This is a genomic window from Sulfurimonas sp., from assembly GCF_050296975.1.
In the GTDB taxonomy this organism is placed as follows: Bacteria; Campylobacterota; Campylobacteria; order Campylobacterales; family Sulfurimonadaceae; genus Sulfurimonas.
In genome coordinates this window covers 1-5,691 of record NZ_JBNKRX010000005.1, presented here as the reverse complement: position 1 = coordinate 5,691, position 5,691 = coordinate 1, and the positions used below count along the sequence as shown (strand labels likewise).

The window sequence follows — 5,691 nt, the reverse complement described above, 5'->3', positions numbered from 1 at the left end:
AGTAACAAACCTTAGTGTAGATATAGAAAAACAAGAAGATATAACAGATATACTGACATTTACAGCAGAAGTTGAAGTATACGAAGATGATGCATGGGTAGCAAAAACAGAACTCACAGATACACAAAAATCACAAGTAGTATGGGCATTTGTAAAAAATAACGATAGTGAAGATAAAGATATACTCTCAGATAACCCAATAGAAGATACTATCACAGAAGATGGACTAACCATGACTGTAAATATCCAAAAAGACAATATCTTCAAATACGCACACGTTCATTGTTATGTAGCAAACTCTGATGAAGAGGGGTATGCTATGAGTGAGTTGAAGCGTTATTTGGAAGTACTCAACATTCAAGAGAGTGATCTACCTCCAGAGGAAGGGCAATGTATCGCAAAACTTAATGTAGAAGAAGCAACAGAGGATGAGATAGCACAGATCAGATGGGATATAGAGGGGAAAAATGTAGCAGATTATGATGGAAAAGAAACAATTATCCATAACCTAAAAGAAGAAAATGTGCATGAGATTAACTTTATGGCTTATATTGATGGTAAAATTGAAAAAGCCGCTCATGTTTCTCTAACGTATGATGAAAAAGAGAGTGGTGAAGTAAAAACAAAAGATAAAAAATGATAAAAAAATTCCTTTTATTTCTCATTCTAGCGATCCAACTATTTGCAAGAAACACCACAGTAAACCTAGAACATATAGAGAACTTTTTAAATGAATTTCAACCAAGTAATCAATATGAAGGTAGAAAATGCTTAAAATGAATTTAATACAAAAAATATTAGTTGCTAGTATACTCGTCTTTATGATTTTGTATGGGGTGGAATCTATTATACTGTCTTATATAGATCAAGGGTTAAATTATGAGTACTTTTATTTATTTTCTCCATTTAGTTTTATCCCTTACATTTTATTGATAGTTGGATTTCAAAAGCAAAACATTTATAATCTTGGAAAGTTTTTTAAATGGTTTAGAATAGTTACTATCATAGCTTTTGTAATCATTATAGTTTCATTATTGATAAAATATAATAGTAATGTTGAATCTTTTTTTGCATTTATTCTATATGCTTTAAGTTCCGTTATCCCTTCTTCCATCTTTGAAAATATCTTTATGGATCTATTTACTGATGTTGATTGGATGTTTTATGTGTTGTATATTTTACCATTATGGGTATTGTGCTTAGGATTTATGTATCAGTCAGAGTATAAATTTATGAAAGTTTTTTCAATTATTATCGCATTATTAACGATCCTTCCATTTATTGGCATATATTTACCAATAGGTGTCTTACTAATTTTTATGGTAGGTATGTTAATCGATACCTATCGCAATCCTAAACTAAGTTTACAATTAGAAACCGTAAATGGTAAGGAAGTTATAGAATGATACGAACTAAAATATTAATACTCCTACTCCTAGTAACTCAACTCTTCTCAAAAGTAAACCTAGATCATATAGATATAGATAGTTTTTTAAATGAACTCCAACCAAAACCTACAGTAAAACTATGCAAAGATCATGCACAAACTTTAGATGATTATATAGGGTGTTTAGAGAAAAATGCAAAAGATAACCCCACAGTTGAAAACATAAACTTCCTAGCAGGTATATACGCCTCTTATCAAATGTATGATAAAGCTATAAAAACCTATGAGATAAATGTAGCTAAAGGGGATAAAGAAGCAATTTACTATCTCGCAGGTATCTATAACGAAGCCTTACAACAACATGAAAAAGCACTCCCTTACTTTGAAAAAATAAAAGAGTATAAAGATGCCACCTGTCAAATAGGTGGTATAAAAGCTATAGTAAAAAAAGAGAGTTGGTTTGAGTTTATGGATGAACGTAAAGCAAAACAAAGAACTTTTGACTTTTACGATAACGAAATTAAAAACGGCAATATAAAAGCATATGGGTGTAAGGGACTGTACTACAACAAGTTTGAAGAGTATAAAAAAGCAGAAAAAACATTTTTAGAAGGCTTAAAAAAAGGGGATATGCAAAACCTTTTTTATCTAGGAAACTTTTACAACTACTACGATTATAAATATGATAATAAAAAAGCGATGGAGTACTACAAAAAATCATACGAAGCAGGGAACGATCAAGCTGCACATAATTTAGGATTTAATTATGAAACAAGTTATGAATTTGAAAATGCAATCAAATGGTATAAACTCTCAGTAAAAAGAGGTGATCTAAAATCACTGATAAATCTAGGAAATATCTACAGGGTTAATAACTATGGGGAAAAAGCACTAGAGATATATAAAAAAGCGGGTGATCTTGGTTCAGAATATGGATATAAATCGGTTGCATTTTATTATTCAGAAGCTAAAGCATTTGATAAAGCAAAAGAATATCTAAATGATTGTATACAAACAGGACATAAAGAGTGCGCCCGTTTTTTAGGACAAGTTTATGGAGATAAATTAAAAGAGTACAATCAAGCTAAGAAGTATTATATAAAAGGTTACATCATGGGTGATGCCGAGAGTGCATTTAATCTAGGATACCTTTATGACAAAGTTTTAAATGATAATGATAAAGCGATAGAGTGGTATAAAAAAGCTTCTGATATGGGGTATATAGATGCTACATATAATATAGCTGTGATTTATAAAAAAGAGATCAAAGATAAAGAAAAAGCGATAGAGTGGTATAAAAAAGCTTCTGACAAAGGCGATGATGGAGCAAAAAAACAACTAAAAAAACTAGGGGTACTAGATGAGTAAAATGTTTGATGGAGATGTACACTATAACAACGATGAGATGATTCACTGTCAATCGTTTGAAAATGTAGATGGGACGATTTGTCAGCAAGATGGTAGAACACGATTTGCCTATATGGTAGTGAGTGAGGCTGAGGCACTTGAAGCTGCTGGAACACTCGATGATGATAAAGCTGTACTTGATGCTGTTAAGAGTGAATACGGGGCACTACTATCTCAAGCGATAGAAAAAGAGAAAGTACAAGTTTCACAAACACTAGACCTTGCACCTAATGAGATAGTGATTGAGAATAAACTTATCCATCTTATCTCCATCTCTGCTAGTAATGTAACTTGTAAAGATGATCTACTCTATGCTCTGAAATACAACAATGCTAGAAAAAATTTAAGTGATGCAGATAAAAAGATGGGTGAGCATTACAATCTTTCTTATTTGCGAAAAAACTACCAAGAGTGTGAAACAATGGTTGCACAAGAGCTTAAACAGGTAAAAAAAGAAAACCCAACTAAAAAAGAGCAAACCCCATATGTACTACTCTCTACCCCTTATGTTTACAATAGTGTTTTAGATGAGAATTACTCTAAAGTGGATTATGTATGTACAGATTATCAAGATCTCCTCACTCTCTCTTTGATGCCAAAAACAAAGATAGAGTACGGAGTGTTCTTTGATGGAACCAATAACAATATGTACAATATTGATTTTTACCAAGATCATAAAACTTATCTTAATAAAACAGCTGCATATGTTAAAGAGCATTTTTTACCTTATGGGGATGAATCACGTTCAACAAATGAATTAAGTTATACAACATTTGCCCAGTATATAGCAACCCACCCCGATCCACAAAAGACTAAATATGTAATGAATATGCTTCGCGATGAAGTTGTAAATCATGTTCGATACTTTGAACCAAGCTCTCAAATGGCAAAAAATTATGGAGATGATACAGCCTCCAAGCACAGCGATGAGATATTTGCATTTTTTTACGAGTTGCGTGATACCTTAACAAAAAAAGATGAAGGTTGGGGTGAGCGTTTAAGTGACTGGTGGAATGATCACTCAGAAGTAAAAGGTACGTCCTCCGAGATAAAAAGTTTCATAATTGATAAGCTTTTACCTAAAGGGATACTAAGTGATAGTTATGTAAATGGTTATACAAATGTAAAAAGATTGTATGAGCACTATAGAGGAGATGACAGACTCATCCTTAAAAAAGATAAAAAAGCGTACGAACACGGTTTTAAAAGGTTTAAACTCTATGCTTCAGGTTCAGGAACAATCGATCCAGTAGATAGACAAAAACTTGATAGTGATAACTTTGTTGGTTTGGGTCTAGGTGGAGGAATGACAGGTGTAAAAGCACATATCGTTTATACCTGCGATAAGATAGCCTCGCAACTAAGAGAATCAAATGTATCAAAAATAGATGAACTTATCTTAGATGTATTTGGTTTTAGTAGGGGTGCAACGGAGGCTAGACATTTTAGCTGCACAATTATGAACTCTTTGGAGCTACTCAACAAAGATGGCTATGAAAAGTATGCACTCAATGGTGATGTTGAGGGAAAAAATATATTTTCAGCTTTATTTCCGGGGGACGGTGGTGTATATACTGTAATTGCAAATAGACACTATTTTAACCCGCTATGTACAGATGTTAAAGGTATTACAAAAACTATCCATAGTGGTGGTAGAAGCGCAGAGATATTTTTGAAAAATCCTTACTACGGTCAACAAGAACTCACTATAAAAAGTGTAGCTTTTAGACATGTAAATATAGGGGATACTGTAACACACTACGGGCTTATGCAAAGTAATGATTCAAAAGATCTCAATATCCATTTCGATAAAGAGAAAATTGGTTCGGTATTTCATCTTATGGCGATGGATGAGTTTCGTAATAATTTTAGAGCACACTCTATATTTGAGCAAAGTTATGAAGGGATAGTACATACTGAAGGGGAATTTAAAGAGTTGTTTATCCCTGGTGCTCATGCTGATGTTGGAGGTGGATATGAAAACTCACCAGCACAAGAGACTATAGAGTTCCCTCAAGAGATACGAGGTAGTGAAAAATTTCCAACTTTTAGAAATGCTAGAGAAGATGACTATATAAAATGGAATAAAAGATATGGTTGGATAGATTCAGCACTTGCAGATCAAGAGAGTGATTTTACAGAAGCAAAAATCCTAAGTCTTATTAAAAATACAGGGTTTTATTATCAGAAAGACTACTTCCCTTCCAATTCTTTAGAATTAACGACAGGAAGAAGAGCCAAAACTTTTTATATGCACAGAACTGGTCTATCGTGGGAGTATGAACTTGTAGCTTTAAAACTATTTTACGATGCAGCAACAGCTGATGGAGTAGAACTTCCATTAGTAGACTTAATTGATGAGTATAAACTTAGTAAAAAAAGTGATGGTGACTATTTAAAACAGATATATACAACTCTTAAAGCAAATAGAGCTTTACCAAAAGAGGAACATATGCAACTACGAAAAAAGTATGTACACCACTCTTCAAGTAGTGACTCTGTTGCAAACCCTCCATCAGAAGAAGGGTACAACATAGTCTATGGACAAAGGGTTATCTATGGCTCTAAAGGGGAGAAGTTTCCTTTTAAAAGTTTTTAACTAGGATAAAAATTTTATGTACGAACTAGACCAAATAACCCACTACCTAAGAAAATTCGAGCTAGATGAAGCACACATCCAAAGATGCTACGAGATGATCCCAGACCCAGAGAGTAAAGTAGATTCAGGAGAAAAACTCTACATTGCGTGTAAAACTCAATATGATATAAATACCATAGGCTCCTTTATCGAAAACATCACACACGGAATAGATAAAGGCTATATCGTAGCAGCTATAAAAAAGTCAGCTACACAGTTTAGCTATGTAAGTAAAATTCCTCGTATCGCTTTTTATGTG

4 protein-coding genes and 1 pseudogene are annotated in these 5,691 nt (G+C 33.1%); all 5 read left to right on the top strand.

What is annotated here, in order from left to right; all coding sequences use genetic code 11:
• Window positions 1-640, top strand: a pseudogene (locus ACQY56_RS01685) (type VI secretion system Vgr family protein); the annotation flags it as partial.
• A 127-nt stretch (window positions 641-767) separates the two neighbouring features.
• Complete coding sequence (locus ACQY56_RS01680) at window positions 768-1,406, top strand: hypothetical protein (RefSeq protein WP_428740003.1); 639 nt, start codon at window positions 768-770, stop codon at window positions 1,404-1,406.
• Window positions 1,403-2,755 carry a hypothetical protein gene (locus ACQY56_RS01675; RefSeq protein WP_428739553.1) on the top strand — a complete coding sequence of 451 codons (1,353 nt, stop codon included), beginning with the start codon at window positions 1,403-1,405 and terminating at the stop codon, window positions 2,753-2,755. Before ACQY56_RS01680 ends, ACQY56_RS01675 begins: the two co-directional genes overlap by 4 nt.
• A complete protein-coding gene (locus ACQY56_RS01670) occupies window positions 2,748-5,393 on the top strand; it encodes a phospholipase effector Tle1 domain-containing protein (RefSeq protein ID WP_428739554.1) in 2,646 nt (881 codons plus the stop codon). The genes ACQY56_RS01675 and ACQY56_RS01670 overlap by 8 nt, the downstream gene beginning before the upstream one ends.
• A gap of 16 nt (window positions 5,394-5,409) precedes the next feature.
• A partial coding sequence (locus ACQY56_RS01665) for a hypothetical protein (protein ID WP_428743703.1) occupies window positions 5,410-5,691 on the top strand: 282 nt, incomplete at its 3' end.

What these genes read in the sequence shown, in the direction of transcription:
- ACQY56_RS01680 (WP_428740003.1), top strand. Translation starts at nt 768, where the DNA reads ATGCTTAAAATGAATTTAATACAAAAAATATTAGTTGCTAGTATACTC.
- ACQY56_RS01675 (WP_428739553.1), top strand. Translation starts at nt 1,403, where the DNA reads ATGATACGAACTAAAATATTAATACTCCTACTCCTAGTAACTCAACTC.
- ACQY56_RS01670 (WP_428739554.1), top strand. Translation starts at nt 2,748, where the DNA reads ATGAGTAAAATGTTTGATGGAGATGTACACTATAACAACGATGAGATG.